The organism is Paenibacillus caui (assembly GCF_019904135.1).
GTDB classification, from domain to species: domain Bacteria; phylum Bacillota; class Bacilli; order Paenibacillales; family Paenibacillaceae; genus Fontibacillus; species Fontibacillus caui.
This window is the reverse complement of the sequence record NZ_JAIOGQ010000021.1, coordinates 59,101-79,862: the sequence shown is the minus strand read 5'-3', so window position 1 is coordinate 79,862 and position 20,762 is coordinate 59,101. Positions and strand designations below refer to the sequence as shown.

General features: G+C 49.2%; 21 protein-coding genes and 2 pseudogenes. 14 read left to right on the top strand and 9 right to left on the bottom strand.

The annotated features are described in order from the left end of the window. Window positions 1-113 precede the first annotated feature (113 nt). From K7397_RS13675 to K7397_RS13655, 5 genes and pseudogenes are all read left to right on the top strand, one after another. On the top strand, window positions 114-719 hold the full coding sequence (locus tag K7397_RS13675) for a TVP38/TMEM64 family protein (RefSeq protein ID WP_223068516.1): 606 nt from the start codon (window positions 114-116) through the stop codon (window positions 717-719). A gap of 112 nt (window positions 720-831) precedes the next feature. Beyond that, the gene (locus tag K7397_RS13670) at window positions 832-1,395 is read left to right on the top strand and encodes a DUF420 domain-containing protein (protein ID WP_223068505.1); all 564 of its coding nucleotides are present in this window, start codon (window positions 832-834) and stop codon (window positions 1,393-1,395) included. Window positions 1,396-1,506: 111 nt separating this feature from the next. Further along, a pseudogene (locus K7397_RS13665) lies at window positions 1,507-3,158 on the top strand (LytS/YhcK type 5TM receptor domain-containing protein). Continuing rightward, a pseudogene (locus tag K7397_RS13660) lies at window positions 3,155-3,949 on the top strand (LytR/AlgR family response regulator transcription factor). Before K7397_RS13665 ends, K7397_RS13660 begins: the two co-directional pseudogenes overlap by 4 nt. A gap of 194 nt (window positions 3,950-4,143) precedes the next feature. Further along, entirely contained in the window at window positions 4,144-5,385 is a 1,242-nt protein-coding gene (locus K7397_RS13655; protein ID WP_223068504.1) for an L-lactate MFS transporter, read from the top strand. Window positions 5,386-5,492: 107 nt separating this feature from the next. Here the strand turns inward: K7397_RS13655 and K7397_RS13650 are convergent, their stop codons facing one another. From K7397_RS13650 to K7397_RS13640, 3 genes are read right to left on the bottom strand one after another with little or no spacing between them, the layout of a single operon-like run. Continuing rightward, a complete protein-coding gene (locus tag K7397_RS13650) occupies window positions 5,493-6,212 on the bottom strand; it encodes a 3-ketoacyl-ACP reductase (RefSeq protein WP_223068503.1) in 720 nt (239 codons plus the stop codon). Window positions 6,213-6,240: 28 nt separating this feature from the next. Next, entirely contained in the window at window positions 6,241-7,089 is an 849-nt protein-coding gene (locus K7397_RS13645) for a DegV family protein (RefSeq protein WP_223068502.1), read from the bottom strand. A gap of 41 nt (window positions 7,090-7,130) precedes the next feature. Next, window positions 7,131-7,568 carry a hypothetical protein gene (locus K7397_RS13640; protein ID WP_223068501.1) on the bottom strand — a complete coding sequence of 146 codons (438 nt, stop codon included), beginning with the start codon at window positions 7,566-7,568 and terminating at the stop codon, window positions 7,131-7,133. Window positions 7,569-7,739: 171 nt separating this feature from the next. Between K7397_RS13640 and K7397_RS13635 the strand changes: the two genes are divergently transcribed. Continuing rightward, window positions 7,740-8,114: a DUF423 domain-containing protein gene (locus tag K7397_RS13635; protein WP_223068500.1), complete on the top strand. Its 375-nt coding sequence runs from the start codon at window positions 7,740-7,742 to the stop codon at window positions 8,112-8,114. 60 nt (window positions 8,115-8,174) lie between these two features. Here the strand turns inward: K7397_RS13635 and K7397_RS13630 are convergent, their stop codons facing one another. The 3 genes from K7397_RS13630 to mtnK all read right to left on the bottom strand — a co-directional run bounded on the left by K7397_RS13630 (window position 8,175) and on the right by mtnK (window position 11,097). Then, a complete protein-coding gene (locus K7397_RS13630) occupies window positions 8,175-8,657 on the bottom strand; it encodes a hypothetical protein (RefSeq protein ID WP_223068499.1) in 483 nt (160 codons plus the stop codon). A 158-nt stretch (window positions 8,658-8,815) separates the two neighbouring features. Further along, window positions 8,816-9,877, bottom strand: a complete 1,062-nt coding sequence (gene mtnA / locus K7397_RS13625; protein WP_223068498.1) for an S-methyl-5-thioribose-1-phosphate isomerase — start codon at window positions 9,875-9,877, stop codon at window positions 8,816-8,818. Continuing rightward, the gene (mtnK, locus tag K7397_RS13620; RefSeq protein WP_223068497.1) at window positions 9,874-11,097 is read right to left on the bottom strand and encodes an S-methyl-5-thioribose kinase; all 1,224 of its coding nucleotides are present in this window, start codon (window positions 11,095-11,097) and stop codon (window positions 9,874-9,876) included. Before mtnK ends, mtnA begins: the two co-directional genes overlap by 4 nt. 344 nt (window positions 11,098-11,441) lie before the next feature. Here mtnK and K7397_RS13615 point away from each other — a divergent pair, with 344 nt between their 5' ends. The 6 genes from K7397_RS13615 (at window position 11,442) to sufB (ending at window position 17,406) form a co-directional block, all read left to right on the top strand. Beyond that, complete coding sequence (locus tag K7397_RS13615) at window positions 11,442-11,915, top strand: Dps family protein (protein ID WP_223068496.1); 474 nt, start codon at window positions 11,442-11,444, stop codon at window positions 11,913-11,915. 342 nt (window positions 11,916-12,257) lie between these two features. After that, window positions 12,258-13,046: a Fe-S cluster assembly ATPase SufC gene (gene sufC / locus K7397_RS13610; protein ID WP_223068495.1), complete on the top strand. Its 789-nt coding sequence runs from the start codon at window positions 12,258-12,260 to the stop codon at window positions 13,044-13,046. A 22-nt stretch (window positions 13,047-13,068) separates the two neighbouring features. Beyond that, window positions 13,069-14,367 carry a Fe-S cluster assembly protein SufD gene (gene sufD, locus K7397_RS13605; RefSeq protein WP_223068494.1) on the top strand — a complete coding sequence of 433 codons (1,299 nt, stop codon included), beginning with the start codon at window positions 13,069-13,071 and terminating at the stop codon, window positions 14,365-14,367. Then, window positions 14,364-15,578 (top strand): cysteine desulfurase, encoded by a 1,215-nt coding sequence (locus K7397_RS13600; protein ID WP_223068493.1) that lies wholly within the window; start codon window positions 14,364-14,366, stop codon window positions 15,576-15,578. The genes sufD and K7397_RS13600 overlap by 4 nt, the downstream gene beginning before the upstream one ends. After that, window positions 15,578-15,991: a Fe-S cluster assembly sulfur transfer protein SufU gene (gene sufU, locus K7397_RS13595; RefSeq protein WP_223068492.1), complete on the top strand. Its 414-nt coding sequence runs from the start codon at window positions 15,578-15,580 to the stop codon at window positions 15,989-15,991. The genes K7397_RS13600 and sufU overlap by 1 nt, the downstream gene beginning before the upstream one ends. 17 nt (window positions 15,992-16,008) lie before the next feature. Then, complete coding sequence (gene sufB, locus K7397_RS13590; RefSeq protein ID WP_223068491.1) at window positions 16,009-17,406, top strand: Fe-S cluster assembly protein SufB; 1,398 nt, start codon at window positions 16,009-16,011, stop codon at window positions 17,404-17,406. A gap of 249 nt (window positions 17,407-17,655) precedes the next feature. Here sufB and K7397_RS13585 read toward each other — a convergent pair whose 3' ends face one another. After that, a complete protein-coding gene (locus tag K7397_RS13585) occupies window positions 17,656-18,891 on the bottom strand; it encodes an aminopeptidase (RefSeq protein ID WP_223068490.1) in 1,236 nt (411 codons plus the stop codon). A gap of 170 nt (window positions 18,892-19,061) precedes the next feature. Here K7397_RS13585 and K7397_RS13580 point away from each other — a divergent pair, with 170 nt between their 5' ends. Next, the gene (locus tag K7397_RS13580) at window positions 19,062-19,286 is read left to right on the top strand and encodes a hypothetical protein (RefSeq protein ID WP_223068489.1); all 225 of its coding nucleotides are present in this window, start codon (window positions 19,062-19,064) and stop codon (window positions 19,284-19,286) included. Between the two features lie 130 nt (window positions 19,287-19,416). After that, window positions 19,417-19,566, top strand: a complete 150-nt coding sequence (locus tag K7397_RS13575; RefSeq protein ID WP_223068488.1) for a hypothetical protein — start codon at window positions 19,417-19,419, stop codon at window positions 19,564-19,566. Window positions 19,567-19,785: 219 nt separating this feature from the next. Here the strand turns inward: K7397_RS13575 and K7397_RS13570 are convergent, their stop codons facing one another. Together K7397_RS13570 and K7397_RS13565 are read right to left on the bottom strand one after the other, a co-directional pair. Continuing rightward, on the bottom strand, window positions 19,786-20,265 hold the full coding sequence (locus tag K7397_RS13570; RefSeq protein ID WP_223068487.1) for an ImmA/IrrE family metallo-endopeptidase: 480 nt from the start codon (window positions 20,263-20,265) through the stop codon (window positions 19,786-19,788). A gap of 17 nt (window positions 20,266-20,282) precedes the next feature. Continuing rightward, window positions 20,283-20,729: a helix-turn-helix domain-containing protein gene (locus K7397_RS13565; RefSeq protein WP_223068486.1), complete on the bottom strand. Its 447-nt coding sequence runs from the start codon at window positions 20,727-20,729 to the stop codon at window positions 20,283-20,285. Window positions 20,730-20,762: the final 33 nt, after the last annotated feature.

Genomic DNA, 20,762 nt, shown 5'->3' with positions numbered 1-20,762 from the left:
GACAGTTTACCACTGTTTAATTAATTTAAGTCGTTTCATGCGCGGCAGCCTATGTACCGGAATTCACAGGCAATGAAAAGGAGAGGGCGAAGCTGGTGTTGGCACATAGTATAATGTCCTATTTCACAGAAGAAAATATTAGAGAGCTCATGGATCGCTACCGATCCTTCGGTCCCCTTCCGGGCATTTTGCTGACTTTTATGAAATCATTTGTACCTCCGCTTCCTACTATGCTGATTGTAGGCATCAATGCTGCTGTGTACGGAATGTGGCTGGGGTTTCTGTACTCCTGGATTGGCATAGTCGGCGGCTGCATGACCACTTTTCTGATTGTGAGGAAAATGGCGGAGATCCCTTTTATGCAGAAGTGGTTACGGAAACCTAAGATTCAGCGGAGCATGAACTGGATTCGAACCCGCGGGTTCAGCTACGTGTTCCTGCTCAGTCTTTTTCCGGTTGGACCGTTTGTCATCGTAAACATGGCCGCAGCGGCTGCCCGGATGCAGGTTCGTTCCTATCTGATTGCCGTCGTTTTCGGCAAAGCCGTTATGGTGATGTCGGTTTCCTATATCGGACATGATTTTTATGAATTCATACGTCATCCGTACAAGCTGGTTTATGTTGCCTTGTTTGTGGGGTTGTCGCTTTGGGCCAGCCGGACGATCGAAGGATATTTCGCCAAAACATCCGGTGAGAGACGGAACAGAAACCTGACGTGAAACTCAAATCATTTCTTTTTCGCCAAAAAGTCGATGTTTTGTCACTTAACAAGCGATTTGAAAGCAATATATAATTGACATAAACAAGAATCCCAATAGGAGAGCCTTAAACATGAATCATAATCCGGATCAATATAACAACGCAGCAAGAAGCTCGAAAAATTTCACCGGACTCATCATCACGGTGTCGGTCATTGCCAACATTATTATTTTGCTTCTGTTCTTCTCGCCCATCGGGTACCAGGGAGCGGTTGATTTTGACTTGACGATCTTTCCGAGACTGAATGCGATCTTCAACAGCTTTACTTTTATTTTTCTCATTGCGGGACTGATCGCCATTTTGAAGAAAAATATCCGCGTGCACAAAGTATTTATTCTGCTGGCCTTTACGTCGACGCTGCTCTTCCTTGTTTCCTATTTGACGTTCCATTATATCTCTCCGGAAACGGCCAAATATGGAGGGGAAGGCTTTATCCGTCCTGTTTACTTCTTCATTCTGATTTCGCACAGCTTCCTGGCGGCGGTTGTGGTTCCGCTTGCGCTTTTCGCTTTGGTATGGGGCTGGACGATGCAGGTTGGCAAGCATAAAAAGATTGTCCGCTGGACGATGCCCATCTGGTTGTATGTCAGTCTTACAGGCGTCATCGTATATTTGATGATGGCTCCTTACTATTGATTGATGTCCGGAACCCAGCCTAACAAGCAGCAGAGCCGACTTTTCGACAGAAGAGCCATCTGCTGCTTGTTTGTTGTATATAGGGAGGATTAGGCATTGGATGAAACAAACATGTTAGTGATGCTGCTTCAATTGTTTGAACGGTCGGCGCTGCTGCTGATGTGCCTGTTCTTTTTGAGCGCATTACGCGTTTCAGAGAGCTTCTTCAGAAGACGAGCCATTCCGTGCAGGAGCTCAGCGTGGTTGCGCTTATTTTCTCGCTGTTTGCGATATTTGGAACCTATTCGGGGATTAACGTGGAAGGTTCCCTTGTCAATATCAGAATTGTGGCCATCATCTCCGGAGGCATTCTGTTCGGTCCCTGGGTAGGTATTGTAACCGGGATTGTTTCCGGGATTCACAGGTACTTCATCGATATACACGGGGTGACCTCGATACCCTGTCTGATTACAAGCGTGATTGCAGGGGTTGTATCCGGTTATATTAACACCCGGGTTCCAAAGCGGCACAGATGGAGCTTAGGGATTGCCGCGGGTATGATCTGTGAAACGCTAACGATGGTGTTGATTTACTTGTTCGCCGAGCCTCATTCGCTGGGGGCGGAAATTGTCTCCAAAATCGCTCTCCCGATGATTGCGGGGGAATTGAGCGTAGGGCTCATCGTGCTGCTCGTTCAAAGCGTGGAAGGCGAGAAGGAGTTGGTGGCGGCAAGACAGGCCAAGCTTGCTCTCGATATTGCGAGTAAAACTTTACCCTACTTCAGACACATCAATCCGGAGTCGCTGGCGACGATCTGTACCATTATCAAAAACGAGATCGGGGCGGATGCCGTTGCGCTGACCGATACGAAGGTCATTCTTGCTTATGTGGGGACCGGCGAGGAAAGATACAACATTGGCCACGAAATTATTACGGAGGCTTCCAAGCAAAGCATAAGAAGCGGGCAAATCACGATCCGAAACAAGGACGCGGATGAGAAGACGCCGGAGATCCAGTCCCTGATCATTATTCCGCTGAAAGAAAAAGGCGAGGTGACCGGAGCGCTAAAAATCTATTACCGCAAAGCGCACAAAATTACATACTCTCTTCAGGCCATGGCCGTCGGGCTGTCACAGATGATCTCTACGCAGCTTGAGGTATCCCGAATAGAACAGATGCGGGAGATGGCCAATAAGGCGGAGCTTAAGGCGCTTCAGACCAAAATCAACCCTCATTTCCTGTTTAACTCGCTGAATGCCATTTCTTCCTTGATCAGGATAAATCCCGACAAGGCCAGGGAGCTGATCATCAGCTTGTCCAGTTATCTTCGTTATAATCTGGAACTGAACGATGAACTGATCGATATGAAAAAAGAGCTTCAACAGGTCCGCGATTACGTTGAAATCGAAATGGCCCGTTTTGGCAACAAGCTGAACGTAGTTTATGAAATCGATGAGGTTGAGGTTATGATGCCGAGCCTGCTGCTGCAGCCTTTGGTTGAGAACGCGATTGTCCATGGCATTTTGAAAGGAAAAGGCGCCGGAACGGTTACCCTTAAAGTTGAAGAATTGGGAAACCGTGTACGTATATCCGTTTCGGACAGCGGGCCCGGTATAGACCCGGAGATTATCCGAAAAATCATTTCCGGGGAAATGCCCTCCGCCAGAATCGGCCTCTCCAATGTACATGAGCGGGTCAAACTGATTTATGGAGAAGGTCTGCATATCCGCATGCTGGAACCGGGAACGGAAGTCTATTTTTTTATAAACAGGGTGAAATCATGAGAGCTATTACTGTTGAAGACGAATTTTTGGCCAGGGAAGAGCTTAACTATTTGATCAGAACCCACAGCAATATAGAAATCGTGGGCAGCTTTGAAGACGGCCTGGATGTTTTGAAATTTTTGCAGCAAAATGAAGTCGACGTTATTTTTCTGGATATCAATATCCCGTCCCTGGACGGCGTTCTGCTGGCTCAGAATATTAGCAAATTCAGCAAAAAACCGTATATCGTCTTTATTACCGCTTACAAGGAACATGCGGTGGAGGCCTTTGAAATCGAGGCGTTTGATTATATCCTGAAGCCTTATCCCGAATCGCGCATCATAGGCATGCTGCAAAAGCTTGAAGCGGCTTACAACCGGGATCGCGAGATGTCTGCCAAAGCCCGGAATTCGGGTATTACCGCCGGGAAATCCGAAGAACCGGAACCGGCTGCGGAGCCTGTAGCTTTTGCCGGCACGGCCAACCAGACAGTGAACCTTTAGAAGAATGAAAAAATAATTGTGACCGACATCAACGATATTTATTACGCCTCCGCGCAGGAAAAAGTCACTCTTGTCTATACGAAACATGAGGAATACGTGATGCAGATGAGCATCACGGAGTTTCACGGCAGGCTGCCCCAGGATCAATTTTTTCGCTGCCATCGGTCTTTTATCGTGAATTTATCCAAAATCAGAGAAATTATTCCGTGGTTTAACAATACGTACATTCTGCGGCTGCGCGATTTGGAATATGAAGTGCCGGTCAGCCGGAGCAAAGTTAAGGAGTTTCGGCAGATTATGCATATTTAACTGCCGTTCATTCCCCGTTTTCTGCATTTCGTTCCGATTTTGCTCCCTCGTTTCTTGCCTGCTATATAATGAAGACAGGACAAGGGAAAGCAGCCGTTATATGTTGTGAAAAGTGTAACATACGGAATACGATGCCGGCCGCTTTCCAATCCTAAGATAACAACAAAGAACAAAGGCGGAAAGAAGGAGATCGTATGAGTACACAACCTGTAAAACGGTGGCTTATTGTGGTGGGAACGATTATTGTTCAAATGGGTTTGGGAACGATTTACACCTGGAGCTTGTTCAATCAGCCCCTGGCAGACCGTTTCGGCTTTGACCTTAAAAACGTTTCGGTCACCTTTTCCATTACAAGCTTTGCGCTTGCTCTGGCCACGTTGTTCGCCGGAAAAATCCAGGAAAAGATCGGCATCAGAAAACTGGTTGCAGCATCGGGAATTGTGCTTGGCGCAGGGCTTATCCTCAGTTCACAGGCTTCATCGCTCGGACTCATTTACCTGCTCGCAGGACTTATCGTCGGTTGGGCTGACGGGACGGCTTACATCACTTCGCTGTCCAATCTGATTAAATGGTTTCCAAACAAAAAAGGATTGATATCCGGCATTTCCGTAGGGGCTTACGGTACGGGCAGCCTGATCTTCAAATACATCAACGGCGAGCTGATTGGATCGGCAGGCGTGTCCCAGGCCTTTATGTATTGGGGAATTATAGTTCTGGTGATGATCGTGGGCGGTTCATTTCTTTTGCGGGATGCGGTTGTTGCCCCCTTAAGTAATAAAGGCGCCGTTTCTGCTGCAAAACCGGTTGCCAAAGATTATACGGTAAAAGAAATGCTGCGCACCAAGGAAGCTTATTTGCTGTTTATCATATTTTTCACCGCATGCATGAGCGGTTTGTATCTGATCGGGATTGTAAAAGATATCGGGGTTCAGATGGCGGGCCTGAATTTAACCGCTGCAGCCAATGCGGTTGCGATGATCGCCATTTTTAATACGCTCGGTCGTATTATTCTCGGCGCGCTGTCGGACCGGGTCGGACGGATCAAGGTGGTTTGCGGAACGATGCTGGTTACAGCAGGAGCGGTATCGGTTTTAAGCTTTATGCAGCTTAATTATACCTTGTTCTTTGTATCCGTAGCTGCGATCGCCTTTTGCTTCGGCGGCAACATCACGGTATTCCCGGCCATCGTCGGCGACTTTTTTGGACTTAAAAATCACAGCAAAAACTACGGCGTCATTTATCAGGGCTTCGGCCTCGGCGCATTGTCGGGTTCCTTTATCGCCGCGCTTCTTGGCGGATTCGAGGTTACCTTTATAGTCATCGCCGTTCTGTGTGTCATCTCGTTCCTCATTGCCGTCACGATCAAGCCTCCGGGCGAGCGGAGACCGCGCAAAGAGGAAGGCTTGAAGCTCCATCCGCATACCAAACTTGGCTAAAAGCCGGGGGGTAATGCGCAGCTAATGCGCGAGCTGATCCCGGGATTCAACAACAAGAAAGGCAGACGTCTTTGGACGCCTGCCTTTCTTTCGTGCCATATCCCTGCTTATTGGGGATTGGTTGTCCAAATGCCCGCAGTTTTCAGGATAACCCGGGAAGGAAGCTTAAGCCCCGCTACAATCAGCTGCGCCACGTCTTCCGGCTGCATCATGCGGTCTTCGTCGCCGATCGGCAGGCCGGCTCCCGCAGCCAGCGGCGTATTCACCGTGCTTGGCGTAAGAGCGGTAACCCGGATGTTGGACTTGCGGACTTCCTGCATCAGCGCTTCAGTCAGCCCGAGCACCGCAAACTTGGATGCGCAGTAGGCGGAGCCGGTAGCAAATCCGCGTTCTCCAGCCGTCGAAGAGACATTGATGATATCTCCGCTGTTTTGCTGCAGCATGGCAGGAAGGGCCGCACGTGTTACATAATAGGTGCCCATGAGATTCACCTGCACAATTTTTTCCCAATCCTCGGGATCCATATCAACCAGCTTGCCCAGTTTGAGAATTCCCGCATTATTGATCAGGATATCAATCGCGCCGAGCTCCGTCTGAAGCGAAGCGACTGCGGCCTCAGCCTGATGGCGGTCGGAAATGTCCGAGACGCTGCTGGCAATCTTTACGCCGTAAGTGCCGGAAAGTTCCTCTTGCAATTGCTTCAGGTCTTTGGCGGTTCTTGCAATCAAGCCCAGGTTTACGCCCTCAGCAGCCAGCGCCTGAGCGACGGCCCGGCCGATTCCTTTGCCTGCTCCCGTGATTATTGCTGTTTTTCCTTTTAATGTCATAACGGTTCCTCCTGTATGGAAATTTAGGTTATTTAGTCAAATAAATGATGCCAATCGTTTTTGGACCGCAGTGGCTGGAAATGACGCAGCCGGCTTCTGTCAGAAATATTTCCTGCGGCTGAACCTTGTCCTGAAGCATTTGACGAAGATTGTTCGCGTCTTCCCGCGCTACGGAGTCCGTAATGAACAAAGTGTCCTTATCCATCACTTCGAGCTTGCCGAGCGCGTTTCCGACCATCTGTTCAAAAGCTTTTTCACGGCTGCCCCGCACTTTGTAAGCAGGCGTCATCTTGCCGTTAATCACTTTGATCACAGGACGGATTTTAAGCAGACTGGCGACAACGCTCTGCATGCCGGAGCAGCGACCTCCCTTATGTAAATAGTCAAGGGAATCGATGATAAATTCCGTTTCCACTTTTGGGCGAATCGTAGTCAATAACTCAATGATTTGAGGGACGGTGTGCCCTGCTTGCGCAGCCCTTGCCGCTTTAAGAACCTGGATGCCGATTCCGGTGGAGAGATTAAGCGAATCAAACACGGTCACCCGGCCGTCTTCGTATTCATTTGCAGCAATGACCGCATTTTGATAAGTAGAAGATAATTCGGACGACAGGCTAATATAAAGAATGTGGTCTCCTTGATCCAAAAATGGTTCGAAGGCTTGCATGAAATCGGAAGGCGCGGGGGCCGCCGTTAATGGAAGCCTGCCTGATTCGTCAACTTTGGCATAAAGCTGGGCAGGTGTCAGATCAACGCCATCGCGGAAAGTGTCCTGATCAAAAGTTACATATAAAGGAACGATGCCGATATCGTATTGCCTGATCAGCTCCGCAGACAGATCGCATGTGCTGTCAGCGAAAATTTTAATTTGATTCATTGCGAATCACCTTTCTCCAATAATGGGTTTAAAGCAAGGAGCTACATCTGGAGATCGCTCGTTCCGGCGACCGTAATTCCGATAATAAACAGCAAAATCAGAATGATCAGCGGCAGCAGTCCAAAAACCAAACCAAGCACGGAAAAGACCTTCTTGCGATTCTTCAGCGCCAGTCCGATAATGGCCAGAATGATGCCGGCAATATTAATGACGACACTGGCGATTACCACAAATACGCTGATGACAAATCCCTGCTGATTCATGAGTATTTCTTCCGACAACTCCGCTTCCCCAATCCGGTGCAGTGTCACGAACGTCAAGGACAGTCCGGCAATATAACCCGCGATAGTGAGTAAACTCATAATGAAGGAAGCGATACCGGGACCGGAATGTTTTCTTCTCGGCTCGCTTTCCTGCTGCTCTTCGGGACGGTAGGGGAAAGGGGGACGATTTTCTCCCTGAGGATATTCGTAATCCATGATCACATCTCCTTTGGTCTCAGAGTCTTATTCTTGTTCATTTTTCAATATTATGAAGGAAAATGCAAGCCGGTTTTGTTAGAAGATGACGAATTGGAATGGAAAAGCCCGCTGTTTTTGCGCTAAAATAAAAGGGTTCGAGTTTAGAAAAAAGGAGGGGAAGGTGTAAAGATGGGACGCAAGTATATCGCGATTGGCGCCTTTATGTGCATGCTGGCGGTGGCGATCGGTGCCTTTGGAGCGCACGGGCTTAAACCCGTTATCGGCGAAACCGCCTTGAAGACTTACGAAACCGGGGTCCAGTATCATATGTTTCATGCACTTGGCCTTCTGATCGTTGCCCTTCTGGCGAACGTTTGGGGAGAGTCCTCCAGATTGCTGCTCGGAGCGCGTCTATTGCTCGCCGGAATTATTCTATTTTCGGGAAGCTTGTATTTGCTCAGCATTACCGGTGTCAAAGCCTTGGGCATCATTACTCCGTTTGGCGGTATTGCGTTTATTGCCGGATGGATAATGATCGCACTCGCCGGAATGAAAAGAACGTAGGAAAAAGCGGACATAGCCTTGAACCGCAAGGGATGTCCGCTTTGATTTATTCGTATTGATTCATGCATCCAAAATGTCGATAATCTCATTCAGCTTGTAGGTGTAAACCTGCTTCTCGTCTACATGGTAAACATTAATGATCTCGTTCTCGGGCAAATAATTCAGAATTCGGCATGGGATGCTCAGGCGTCCTTTCGGACCATCAATGAGGACCCTAACCAGACGATTGCTGGAAATGTAGGATTGAATCCATTCTCCGACAGGATTCCCCCCCGCCGCGGTCAGATGCTTGCCTGCTTCATCCGGCTTGCTTCGGGCTTCTTTTCGCTTGACTTGGGAAGAAACCATCGATTTTCGTTTTGCCGCAAGTGAAGCTTCAATAATTTCACCGAGCTCAATGCCTGATTTAATGCGATAATCGGCAACCTCACCCTGATGGTTATTAAGCAGTTGGAGGAGCAGCTGAAGGGCCTGAGCATTCGCCGAGCTCTTTATAAGAATATCTACATTAAACAAAAACCCGTTTTCTTCATGTTCTTTCATCGTGCTCTTTCCTCCGAAATGCTATAAATAATAACATTGTCCGCCTATAGTCCCTGACGGCAATCATTATGATACCATCATTTGGCCTATAAACCTAGTCAAGAAGGCTTAGCAGGCTCATTTTTTTTGGAAAACGGGGAAGGCATGAATGAACGGCATTATTTCTTGAAAAGAGCGGCCAAACCTTCGGCGAAAGGCGGTCTCACGATTCCTTTCTCCGTAATAATCGCCGTCACGTATTCATTTGGCGTAACATCAAAAGCGGGATTAAATACTTTTACGCCTGCCGGAGCGGTCCGCTTGCCAAAAGCTTCGGTTACCTCGGTCTCCGGCCGTTCTTCGATCGGAATATCCCGGCCTGTCGGCGTGTTCAAATCGATCGTGGACAGCGGCGACGCTACATAGAACGGGATGCCATGGGCTTTCGCCAGAACGGCTACCCCATAGGTACCGATCTTGTTGGCGACATCGCCGTTGGCGGCAATACGGTCGGTACCGACGATTACGGCCTGGACCCAGCCCTTGGACATGACGACCGCTGCCATATTGTCGGTCAGCAGCGTGACGTCAACCCCGGCCTGCTGCAGTTCGAACGCGGTTAGGCGCGCGCCCTGCAGGACAGGGCGGGTTTCATCCGCGAATACTTTGAGCGGCATGCCCCGCTCCTGCGCGAGATAGATCGGCGCGAGAGCCGTGCCGTATCTCGCGGTGGCAAGGCCGCCGGCGTTGCAGTGCGTCAGCACGCCCATCCCGCTCTCGAAGAGCGGAAGGGCGTTCTCGCCGATGCGCCGGCATACGTCCTCATCCTCCTGGTGGATGAGGACGGCTTCCGCGAGCAGCCCCAAAAAGCGGTTCTCCGCTCCCTGCTGCTCTTTCGCCACAATCGCGGCGCGCTGTTTCATGCGTTCCAGCGCCCAGAACAGATTGACGGCCGTCGGCCGGGAGGTAGCGAGATAATCCGCCGCTTTCTTGACGTGCGGGAGCCAGCCGTCCGGATCATCGGCATAGCGGCTTGCGGCAAGCGCGACGCCGTACGCGGCGGATATGCCGATGGCGGGCGCGCCGCGCACGACCATCGAGTGAATCGCTTCCCATACCTCCTCCGGCGTCGTCAGCTCCACAAACACAATACGCTCCGGCAGCAGCCGCTGGTCAAGGAGCAATAGCTTGCCGTCCTCCCAGCGGATGCTCAGCAGCGGCTTCTGTTCCTGTGCGCTCATCGGACTGCTCCTTCCGCGGCAGCGGCGTCGCGTGCGATCAGCAGCACTTCTTCAAAGCTGCTTGCAAAACGGCCGCGCTTGATCAGCGCTTGTCCGATTTTAAGCGCCGTGATTCTGGCCTGACGCTGCGCATGTTCATCCGCGATCGTATCGATATCGGCGACATGGGACAAGCCGACGATGCGGCGAACGGTTTTGGCGCCAGCGAAGCCGATCGTGTCGCGAAGTATTTTTTGGATATACAAATCCTGATAGCCGGGAGCTTTGGCGGTAACGTCCACGAGATCGCGGCTCCACAGCTTGCGGAATTCCGCTTCGAAATGGTTCCATACCTCTGCTGCGGTAGCCAGGAGCCAGTTACGCCGCTGCTTCAAGGTCTCTTCGTCAGCGCTCCAGCCGGGCTGGGCCGCAAAATTAAGCAGCAGATTGGCGATGACCGCGCCGATATCAAAGCCCATAGGGCCGTAAAACGCGAATTCGGGATCAATGACTTTGGTGGAAGCTTGCGTGACAAAGACGCTGCCGGTGTGCAGATCCCCGTGCAGCAGCGCCTCCGCATGGGTCAGAAATTTTTCGCGCAGCAGGGCAACCTCAAGATGAAGCTCATCGTCATGCCAAAGCGCTTCCGCTTCTTTCCGAATGTTCTCCGGGAAGCTGTTATTCGGGGAGTCGCGGTAAGGGTCCTCGAAGATGAGGTCCTCGGTTATTTTGCATAAATCCGGATTCGCAAAACTGGCCGCCTGAAGCTTCTTCTCTTGCTGATTCATCCCGAGATCCGATGTATAGAACAGGTTATTCGCGATAAAGCGCCCGATGTGCTCCGCAAACTTCGGATAGCTGCTTCCCTCGATCAGTCCCTTTCGCATAATGACATGATCGCTTAAGTCCTCCATGACCGTTACGGCAAGCTCGTTATCGTAAGCATAGACGGCCGGAACGAGGTCGGGAGCAACAGCGTGCTGAATTTGCAGCGCTTCCCGTTCAATTCTGGCCCGGTCCAGACTGAGCGGCCACGATTCCCCAACGACCTTCGCATAAGGAAGGGCCTGTTTGATAATCAGGCTTGTCCCGTCTGCGGGATCCGAAATATGAAAGACAAGATTTAGATTCCCGTCGCCGATTTCACGGCAGGCCAGCTCCGCGTTTTCACGGAAATGACCGGGAATGGATCTTGCATATTCGATAGCCTCTTCGTTAGTGAAGGGATGATATAATGACAAAACCTACACCTCCAGTCATAAATCAAAATGCATGCCGCAAGGCTGCAAATTATTATTGGCGTACATGTAAAGTTAGTATATCGGAAAAGATTGAATTTTTGCATCATTTTTTTGAAATATAAGAATCTGTATTTTTGAGTTTGGTTTAGGCCGTTTGTATTCGGGTTTACTCGGCAGGCTTGTCAGGCTGCTTTGTTTCGCGATTTGCCCCAGCGGGTAAAATAAATCAGGGATGACATCTCCCCCTTTTGTTGACACTACAGCTTATCACCGGCCGGTCCTTAGCCGGGTAATCTGATTTCACCATTTCACCTTTATCATGAAAACAGAAAGCGGGGATTAGCATGGCTAAAGCGAATTCGAAAGCTCAGGGCAAAACCAAAAGCAAGGCGCTTCATCAGGTATTGAACGAGCAGGTGGCGAATCTTAATGTTTTGTACGTAAAAATGCACAATTATCACTGGTATGTAAAAGGGGAGAACTTCTATACCCTGCATGTGAAATTCGAAGAGCTGTATAATGAAATTACGCTTAAAATGGACGGGATTGCAGAGCGGCTGTTGATGTTGAAAGGAGAACCTGCAGCAACGCTGAAAGAATATCTGGAAATGGCCACGATTCAGGAAGGGACAGGCAAGGAGGATCAGCGGGCCATGGTTCAGTCGTTGATCGAGGATTTTGCGACATTAGCCGAATCCTTTCAGGAAGGCGTCGACCTCGCCGAGAAGGAGGGAGATGCCGCTACAGCGGACCTGTTAACCGGGTACAAGGGAGAACTTGAGAAGCATATGTGGATGCTTCGTTCTTATCTGGGCTAGCAGCCTTGGCGATCTGCTTCATCACTTTGCCAATGCGGAATTTGCCGAAAAAGCCGGAGTTCTTAAAGCGGCAATGCAGCAGCAGGATCACAGGCTTGGCCTTTATGCGGCCAGGCCTTGTTTGTTACTTAAGTCGGATTGTCATGGAATGGTCCGTTGATAATGAGTTTTAATTGCGTTAGAATGAAATGAGAATCAATGAGAATCAATCGGTATTGCTTAGAATGATTCTAATTTGATACTAATTATGATATGATAAAGATCACAACAGGGAGGCGTCCCTGTCAAAATAACGTAGAAAATCTTTGAAGATTGACCAATAGATGAAGGGAGCTTCCAGTTATGTCCACAAAGTTTGTCATTGAAGGCTTGAAAGCGACAATTGAAGGCAAGGAAATTTTGAAAGGCATTGATCTTGAAATTAAAGGCGGGGAAATTCATGCGATCATGGGACCGAACGGTACTGGTAAAAGTACGCTTGCATCGGCGCTCATGGGGCACCCCAAATATGAAGTAACGGACGGCAGCGTTACGCTTGATGATGAGGATTTGCTGGAAATGGCGGTTGACGAGCGCGCACGCGCCGGTTTGTTCCTGGCTATGCAGTATCCAAGTGAAATTGCGGGGGTTACAAATTCCGACTTCCTGCGCAGCGCCATCAACGCCCGCCGGGGTGAAGGCAATGAAATTTCCCTGATTAAATTCATCCGGCAGATGGAAGGGAAAATGAAGGAGCTCGAAATGAATCCCGAGTTCGCCCACCGTTATCTGAACGAAGGCTTCTCAGGCGGGGAGAAGAAACGGAACGAAATTTTGCAAATGATGATGCTTGAGCCAAAAGTCGTTGTGCTCGACGAAATTGACTCGGGCCTTGACATCGACGCCCTCCGTATTGTGGCTGAGGGTGTAAATGCCATGCGGAGCGAAGAGCGCGGGTTCCTCGTCATTACCCACTATCAGCGTTTGCTGAACTACATCAAACCGGACTTTGTGCATGTCATGATGCAGGGACGAATCGTGAAGTCCGGCGGTCCGGAACTAGCTGAACGTCTTGAGAAAGACGGCTACGACTGGATTAAAGAAGAGCTTGGCATTGTCGATGAAACTGTCGGCCAAGAGCAAGAGGCCTAGGAGACGGAAGGAGGAGTACAGAATGACAACACAAACCGTTCTTCCTGTGGAGGCTTCGGCTCTGACCGCTTTTTCCGAGCGCAGCAGCGAACCTGCTTGGCTCAAGGAGAAAAGACTTCAAGCTCTTGAACTGGCGGGTCAGCTGGAACTTCCAAAGCTGGAGAAGACTAGAATCGACCGTTGGAATTTGCAAAACTACGGAGCGCCCGGTGCTGGCGCACAACCCGGACAGGAGCTGCCGGACAGCATTTCGGCCTATGTTGATCCGGCCCATAACGACAATCTGATCGTTCAGCGAAATTCAGGCGCGGTGGTAGCGCGGCTGTCCAAGGAGCTTTCGGCGCAAGGCGTCATCTTCACCGATTTGGAAACAGCCGCCAAGGAGCATGGCGAACTGGTTCAGAAATACTTGTCCAGCGTCATTCCTGCAGGGGAGAATCAGCTTACGGCACTGCATCACGCGATCTGGAACGGCGGCGTATTTCTGTATGTGCCGCAGGGCGTCGAAATTGAGATCCCGCTTCAGGCTGTATTTCTCGTAGACGATGCGGATGCGGTGTTTGCGCCCCATGTGCTGGTCGTAGCGGAAAGCAACAGCCGGGTGACCTACGTAGACAACTATATTTCGGGCGAACTGAACAGCCCGCTCGTTCACAACGGTGCTGTTGAGGTTATCGTTAAACCTGGAGCAAAGGTTCAATATGCTACGGTCCATCATCTGGGAAGCCAAATCACGGATCTGACTTACCGCCGCGCTTTGGTTGAGAATGATGGCAGCATCGAATGGATTGTCGGCGAAATGAGCGGCGGAGACTCGATGAGCGAGACCCTTTCCGTCCTCAAAGGCAACGGTTCTTTGTCCGACGCCAAAGTGATTGCTGTCGGCTCCGGTTCCCAGCGCCTGAACTATACAACAAAAGCGACCCATTACGGCAAGAGCTCCGAAAGCCAAATGATTACCCGTGCCGTTATGAGAGAGGAAGCTACCGCGATTATCAACGGCATTACCAAAATCGAGAAGGGCGCGACCAAGGCAAACGGCGAACAGACAGAGAAAGTCCTGATGCTTAGCAAGAAGGCGCGCGGCGACGCCAATCCGATTCTGCTGATTGACGAGGATGACGTAAAGGCAGGACATGCCGCATCCGTTGGTCAAGTGAACCAGGAGCAAATTTACTATCTGATGTCCAGAGGGATTTCACGGGAGCAGGCCGAACGCCTCATTATTTACGGATTTCTGGCTCCGGTCGTTTCCGATATTCCGCTTAAGCAGCTTCAGGACCAACTGCAAGCTCTTGTGGAAAGGAAGTTGGGTCAATGAATTCAACATTGCTGAAGGAACAATTCCCGATCCTTGATCAGGAAATCAACGGGCACCGGTTAGTCTATCTGGACAATGCCGCGACTTCCCAGAAGCCGCGTGCCGTCATTGAAGCCGTAAAGCGCTATTACGAATGGGAAAATTCGAATGTGCACCGCGGCGTCCATACTCTGGGCAGCCGCGCAACCGATGCTTATGAAGGCGCCCGGGAGAAAGTGGCGCGCTTCATTGGCGCAGCCGATACCGCGGAAATCATTTTTACTCGCGGAACTACTTCTGCTTTAAACCTTGTCGCTTCTGCTTACGGACCTTCTGCTGTTAGCGCGGGCGACGAAATTGTCATTACCGAGATGGAGCACCACAGCAATCTGATTCCCTGGCAGCAGCTTGCGATCCGGACGGGTGCAACGCTGAAATATATTCCGATGCAGCCGGACGGACATATCGAGCTTGCCGATGCCGAGAAGACCATTACTCCGGCTACGAAGATTGTTGCCATGAACTATGTATCCAACGTGCTTGGCGTTGTCAATCCGGTCAAGGAAATTGCCGCGATCGCACACCGAAACGGTGCCGTTATGGTTGTAGACGGTGCGCAAAGCACGCCGCACATGAAAATCAATGTGCAGGATCTGGATTGCGATTTTTACGCTTTATCCGGCCATAAAATGTGTGCCCCTACCGGTATTGGTGTATTATATGGGAAGAAGGCGCTGTTGGAAGCGATGGAGCCGATTGAATTCGGCGGCGAAATGATCAATGATGTTGGTTTGTATGAATCGACATGGAAAGAGCTGCCGTGGAAATTCGAAGGCGGCACGCCGATTATCGCCGGGGCCGTCGGTCTTGGCGCCGCCATTGACTTTCTGGAAAGCATCGGAATGGATGCCATTGCAGCCCATGAGCAGCAGCTGGCCAATTACGCGATGGATCGCCTTGCCAGCATCGACGGTCTGACTTTGTACGGACCGCGCAACCGCAAGGTGGGACTTGTCACTTTCAATCTGGATGATATTCATCCGCATGATGTGGCAACTGTCCTGGATTCGTATGGAGTTGCGGTCCGGGCTGGCCATCACTGCTGCCAGCCGCTGATGCGCTGGCTTAAAGCAAGCGCTACGGCCAGAGCCAGCTTCTATTTGTATAATACCGAAGAAGACATCGACCGTCTGGTGGATGGCTTAATCCAAACAAAGGAGTATTTCGGGTAATGCAACTTGACGATCTCTACCGCCGTGTCATAATGGATCACTATAAAAATCCGCGAAATCGCGGTACGTTCGGTGATGACGCCGTAACGGTCAACCTGAACAATCCGACCTGCGGTGACCGCATCTCCCTTCAGTTAATTGTCGAGAACGGAATTGTAAAGGATGCCCGTTATACGGGGGAAGGCTGCTCGATCAGCATGTCCTCCGCATCGATGATGACGGACGCCGTCAAAGGCAAAACCGTGCAGGAAGCTCTTGAACTTGCTGACCGCTTCTCAACGATGATGAAGGGCGGCGAAGCCCAGTTTGACGATTATGAAGACATTGAAGCCCTGTCCGGCGTAAGCAAATTTCCGGCACGCATTAAATGTGCAACGCTGGCTTGGAACGCCTTGAAAAAGGGAATCGAATAAATAAGGAGGGTATAACCATGGCTAAAAAAGCGCCTGAATTGGAAGAGTACAAGTACGGTTTCCACGATGAGCACAAAGCAGTATTTCAGACCGGCAAAGGGTTGACCCCGGAGATTGTTACGGAAATTTCCCGTATCAAAAATGAGCCGGAATGGATGCTGAATTTCCGCCTGAAGTCGCTTCAGCAATTTGAAAAAATGCCGCTTCCGCGCTGGGGCGGCGATCTGGATGATCTGGATTTCAACGACATCCAATACTATGTAAGACCTTCCGAAAAGCAAGGAAAGACTTGGGAGGAAGTACCTGCTGAGATCAAGGAAACTTTCGACAAGCTTGGTATTCCTGAAGCCGAGCAGAAGTTTCTCGCAGGTGTGTCTGCGCAATACGAGTCGGAAGTCGTGTATCACAGCATGCAGAAGAACCTGGAAGATCAAGGGGTCATCTTCATGGATACGGACACTGCGCTCCGTGAGCATCCTGAAATCTTCCGCGAGCATTTCGGTACCGTCATTCCGCCTGCGGACAACAAGTTTGCCGCGCTGAACAGCGCCGTATGGTCCGGAGGCAGCTTCATTTACGTGCCAAAAGGCGTAAAATGCGAAGTGCCGCTGCAGGCTTATTTCCGGATTAACTCCGAAAACATGGGACAATTCGAACGGACGCTGATCATTGCCGACGAAGACAGCTTCGTGCATTACGTAGAGGGATGTACCGCGCCGATTTACAGCACGAACTCCCTGCACAGTGCCGTTGTTGAAATTATCGTGAAGAAAAACGCCCGCGTTCGTTATACGACGATTCAAAACTGGGCTCCGAATATTTACAACCTTGTTACGAAGCGTGCTGTGGCCGAAGAGAATGCCAATATGGAATGGGTTGACGGCAACATCGGCTCCAAGCTGACGATGAAATACCCGGCTGTTGTTCTGAAAGGACGCGGCGCTAAAGGCAGCGTGCTGTCCATTGCGGTTGCAGGCAAGAACCAGCACCAGGATGCCGGAGCGAAAATGGTTCATCTGGCGCCGGATACGACGTCCACGATCGTGTCCAAATCAATCAGCAAGCACGGCGGTAAAGTTACCTACCGCGGTCTCTCTTCCTTTGGACGCCAGGCCGAAGGCGCGAAATCCAACATCAAATGCGATACGCTCATTTTGGACAATGAGTCAACTTCAGATACGATTCCTTACAACGAAATCATGAACGATAACGTTGTCCTGGAACATGAAGCTACCGTATCCAAAGTTTCCGAGGAGCAGCTGTTCTACCTGATGAGCCGCGGCCTGACGGAAGCCGAAGCAACGCAGATGATCGTCATGGGCTTCATCGAGCCGTTCACGAAAGAGCTGCCGATGGAGTACGCGGTCGAAATGAACCGGCTGATCAAGTTCGAAATGGAAGGTTCTATCGGTTAAGCCTTGTATACCAAGGATTCCGAGTTAGAGAAGAGAGCATGTTGCGTGCATAACGAAGTGGAGTAACTAAGGAGCCGTGCGGCAACACGACTCCAAAGCACGGGTAGCCGCTCTTAAGGGCGGTGGCTCATTCAACGGTGGAAGTTAGGCTCCCTGGGTGTCGAATCCAAGGGGGCCAACTTCTTTTTTTTAAGTAGATAAGCAAAGCAAGCCGCTCCATAGTGCAGGAATATTATACAATAGCCCGAATTATACCTTCCAAACCCCATTTTGCATGATGATTTCTTCAGTCCCATCGCTATGGATGCCAAACACATCCATTGTTGAACTGCCGAACATGATATCCTGATGGGCCGATGAAAAATTCATCCCCAATTGCTTTAGCTCGTCTTCCTTTAAAGCAAATCCATCTTGAATGTTGTCCATGTAAGCCTGTCCAAAGGCAAGATGAATAGCCGCATTCTCGTCAAGCAATGTATTATTAAAGTTGACATTGGCTTTATCGATCGGGGTGTTTGCCGGAACTAAAGCTACTTCGCCAAGCCTCGAAGCCCCTTCATCAGTGTTAAGGAAATCGGACATGATTTCCGGCTTATCACTGCTTATTTTTACAATTTTCCCCTGATTGAAATGCACCCTCAGTTCATGAACTAAAATACCATTGATATTTGAAGGCTTTGTCATCGTAAAATAACCATCAACCTGCCTGCTGTCAGGCATGGTCCATATCTCTTCAACCGGCATATTGGACATAAAGGGTTCTCCACCCTTTGTGATTTCAGAACCGCCTATCCATAAATGGTTTTTAACCAATCCAATAGTCAGATTTGTTTCATCACTAACGAATTTAAGGCTTTTAAACTTCTTCGCATTTAAAATGTGCTGAACATTTTTAAGCTGACGATCATGCTGCTGCCATGCCTCAATAGGCTCATCTTCGAAAACTTTTGTAGCGCTAAAAATTACTTTCCATAATTTCGCTAATGCTGCTGCGTCTTCTAAATCCGGGTACACGGTTGTGGCCCATTCTCTGGTCGCATAGTTGACGATAACCCATTTGTTATGGTTTTCCATGCCGTATTGTCTTACCGGTTTCATGGCAATCGATTTCGCCCGGTTCATTCTCTGAATTCTCTGCTCATCAAGTAGGGCGTGGCTGTTTGTGAAGGGCGCTAAAATCGTGATTTCCGAATAACCGGAATGCTGGAAATTCAGATGATTTTCGACTTCTGCCGCCGGAAAGGTATCTAAAAATTGTTCATGTAAAAAGCTAGCCCTCGCTTCTTCTATTCTAGAGTCCCGAAAATTAAGAGCTACGGTTGAAGCCCCTCTCTTATAGGCTGATTCGGCGATCAATCTAACTAAATCAATGCTCTCCGAGTGGAAGTTGATTTTTACCTTTTCGCCTTCGTGAAGGTTCAATCCTACGGATACGATTAAATCCGCATACGTCGTCAAATGTTGATAAAATTCGCCTGCGTTCATGGTAGCCTCCATTATCTGATTTTTTTATGATTAATTTACATAATTTGTTTTCGACATTTCCTAATTATATCAATTGTAAAAGGTATAGGCGAAGACAATTTCTGAAAGCCAAGTTTAATAGTGATCTATATAAGTTGAACAAATGATTGAATCATGGATTTGTAAAATTTATGAATAAAGGTTCTTTAAAAGAGGCTGAACGTTTTCTAAAACCGGATGAGCAGGTCTTAAACGTTGAAGGAGTCAACTTGGAAAAATCTCAGGGTCTGCTAACAATCAGTTTATTATTACGGCCATTAATGGAAAAAGGGGAAAAGAAATTCAACGAAACATTATGGAGCGAATTTCTTAAGACTCCAAAGATTGTCTTATTTCCAGTTATGATGTGGAATTAAATAACCATCCAAAGTTTTAGTTTTTTTAGAATATACATAAATTCTATTCCATAAAGGAAAACGGCTGCTACTTGGAATTATAATATTATCAATCGCTTTGATTGTCGTTTGTTTCTGGATCGATAAGTTTATGAATGCATACGGATTTATGTTATTTCTGTTCCTGCTGTTTAGCACTTTGGGCAGTATTCATCGGGTCAATAATGCGGTTTACATTCACAAGAAATCTGTCGACCGTTATAATGACAGCTTTAATTTGGAGGATGATCTGCTTAGATAGTTCGGATAAGGTACAATTTATGGTTCCGGTTACTTCTTTTATTTCCAAAACAGGTATCATGGAGCCCAAGTAATTTCCTGTCATTTCGATTCCAAAGCGTACCCGGGATCGCGGATACGCCTTAAATCAGTTTGGTTTGCTATTCCATATAAAGAACGTATGTTCTTATATGACTCAAAAAAATAAAACCTACCGCGTTTTTTCAATTGTCTGCGCACATCAGCACCCCCAGAACGATTGCTCGTCCCGCCAAAACTTGGACCATTTGCTGTCTGAGGCCGCTTCCGTATAGTACGAATGAAGCCATTTCGGAATGCCGCAGCGCAGCAGGAAGTATTTCGCGGTTTCGCCGCGCTCGGGCTGCGCGGTGCCGATTAACAGCTTCAGCGCAAACCGGTTGGCCTCCTGCTCGATGCGGTCAACGGAGATAAGTGTATTTTTCCGTAGAAAAGGCGTGTTAATCTTGGAATGCAGGAGGCAGTGCCCAAGCTCGTGGGCGGCCGTAAAAAGCCTGTCAAACCGGTTCAAATTCTCATTGATATGAATGATCGGAATACGGTTCGCGTTGCTGAAGTATCCCCAGATGTTCTTGCCAAGCCGCTCGTACAGAACCAGAATATTACGTTGCTGTGCAATTCTTAAGGGGTCGTTGGTTCCGTGGGCCCTGATCAGCTTCTTTATGAGACGTTCTTCGTCCATACGGTAACCCCCGGATGTTATTTTCGGTATTTGTTCGGCGTAAATTTCTTCTTAGCCATATATTTGGACAGCCGCAGCGTGTTCTCAAGGGACGCGCGCAGCGCTTCCCGATCCTCGTCGTCTTCCAGCGGTTCACCGTAATAAGCGAGCGGAACACCGCTTTCCAGCTCATCCAACAACTTCTGCAGACGTACGGCAATATCCTTCTCTTCTTTCGAAGTTAAGGCATACGGGTCCTCGTCACCACCCGTTAAAAGAGAAGGGTCGTCTGTCTTGCCGAGCAGGTAATCGGGTTTGGTACGCAGGATATCGGCGATCTTGTCCAGATCGACGCTGGAAGGGACCACCCGGCCGTTCTCGATATGGCCAAAATTGGAGCGTCCCATATCAAGCTGCCTGGCAATTTCGATCTGCGTAAGTCCAAGCTGTTTGCGGCGATTTCGTATTCTTTCCCCAAGTGACATAAACTGCGCCTCCAATAAAAAAGTTGAATAAGG

What these genes read in the sequence shown, in the direction of transcription:
- K7397_RS13675 (WP_223068516.1), top strand. Translation starts at nt 114, where the DNA reads ATGTCCTATTTCACAGAAGAAAATATTAGAGAGCTCATGGATCGCTAC.
- K7397_RS13670 (WP_223068505.1), top strand. Translation starts at nt 832, where the DNA reads ATGAATCATAATCCGGATCAATATAACAACGCAGCAAGAAGCTCGAAA.
- K7397_RS13655 (WP_223068504.1), top strand. Translation starts at nt 4,144, where the DNA reads ATGAGTACACAACCTGTAAAACGGTGGCTTATTGTGGTGGGAACGATT.
- K7397_RS13650 (WP_223068503.1), bottom strand. Translation starts at nt 6,212, where the DNA reads ATGACATTAAAAGGAAAAACAGCAATAATCACGGGAGCAGGCAAAGGA.
- K7397_RS13645 (WP_223068502.1), bottom strand. Translation starts at nt 7,089, where the DNA reads ATGAATCAAATTAAAATTTTCGCTGACAGCACATGCGATCTGTCTGCG.
- K7397_RS13640 (WP_223068501.1), bottom strand. Translation starts at nt 7,568, where the DNA reads ATGGATTACGAATATCCTCAGGGAGAAAATCGTCCCCCTTTCCCCTAC.
- K7397_RS13635 (WP_223068500.1), top strand. Translation starts at nt 7,740, where the DNA reads ATGGGACGCAAGTATATCGCGATTGGCGCCTTTATGTGCATGCTGGCG.
- K7397_RS13630 (WP_223068499.1), bottom strand. Translation starts at nt 8,657, where the DNA reads ATGAAAGAACATGAAGAAAACGGGTTTTTGTTTAATGTAGATATTCTT.
- mtnA (WP_223068498.1), bottom strand. Translation starts at nt 9,877, where the DNA reads ATGAGCGCACAGGAACAGAAGCCGCTGCTGAGCATCCGCTGGGAGGAC.
- K7397_RS13615 (WP_223068496.1), top strand. Translation starts at nt 11,442, where the DNA reads ATGGCTAAAGCGAATTCGAAAGCTCAGGGCAAAACCAAAAGCAAGGCG.
- sufC (WP_223068495.1), top strand. Translation starts at nt 12,258, where the DNA reads ATGTCCACAAAGTTTGTCATTGAAGGCTTGAAAGCGACAATTGAAGGC.
- sufD (WP_223068494.1), top strand. Translation starts at nt 13,069, where the DNA reads ATGACAACACAAACCGTTCTTCCTGTGGAGGCTTCGGCTCTGACCGCT.
- K7397_RS13600 (WP_223068493.1), top strand. Translation starts at nt 14,364, where the DNA reads ATGAATTCAACATTGCTGAAGGAACAATTCCCGATCCTTGATCAGGAA.
- sufU (WP_223068492.1), top strand. Translation starts at nt 15,578, where the DNA reads ATGCAACTTGACGATCTCTACCGCCGTGTCATAATGGATCACTATAAA.
- sufB (WP_223068491.1), top strand. Translation starts at nt 16,009, where the DNA reads ATGGCTAAAAAAGCGCCTGAATTGGAAGAGTACAAGTACGGTTTCCAC.
- K7397_RS13585 (WP_223068490.1), bottom strand. Translation starts at nt 18,891, where the DNA reads ATGAACGCAGGCGAATTTTATCAACATTTGACGACGTATGCGGATTTA.
- K7397_RS13580 (WP_223068489.1), top strand. Translation starts at nt 19,062, where the DNA reads ATGAATAAAGGTTCTTTAAAAGAGGCTGAACGTTTTCTAAAACCGGAT.
- K7397_RS13575 (WP_223068488.1), top strand. Translation starts at nt 19,417, where the DNA reads ATGAATGCATACGGATTTATGTTATTTCTGTTCCTGCTGTTTAGCACT.
- K7397_RS13570 (WP_223068487.1), bottom strand. Translation starts at nt 20,265, where the DNA reads ATGGACGAAGAACGTCTCATAAAGAAGCTGATCAGGGCCCACGGAACC.
- K7397_RS13565 (WP_223068486.1), bottom strand. Translation starts at nt 20,729, where the DNA reads ATGTCACTTGGGGAAAGAATACGAAATCGCCGCAAACAGCTTGGACTT.